The organism is Cedecea sp. B1(4) (genome assembly GCF_059414925.1).
This window is the reverse complement of the sequence record NZ_JCAHMZ010000284.1, coordinates 1-312: the sequence shown is the minus strand read 5'-3', so window position 1 is coordinate 312 and position 312 is coordinate 1. Positions and strand designations below refer to the sequence as shown.

General features: G+C 69.6%; 1 protein-coding gene. It reads right to left on the bottom strand.

All coding sequences use genetic code 11. From position 1 onward, the window contains the following. Nucleotides 1–312: ATPase, T2SS/T4P/T4SS family (locus ACR6JA_RS22960; protein ID WP_494599804.1), on the bottom strand; the 312-nt coding region annotated here is incomplete at both ends.

The window sequence follows — 312 nt, the reverse complement described above, 5'->3', positions numbered from 1 at the left end:
CCCACCCGCAGCGCGATGCGGCCATCCTGCGGCAGGCGCTTTTCGGCGATGTCCAGGTGCGCCATGATCTTGATGCGCGAGATCAGCGCGGCGTGCAGCGCCTTGCGCGGCGAGACCACGTCGCGCAGTGTGCCGTCGACGCGGTAGCGCACCACCGAGTGGGTCTCGAACGGCTCGATGTGGATATCGCTGGCGCCGTCGCGCGCGGCCTGGGTGAACAGGGCGTTGATCATGCGGATCACCGGCGCGTCGTCCTGCGCGTCCAGCAGGTCGGTGACCTCGGGCATGTCGTGCAGCAGCCGGTCCAGGTCG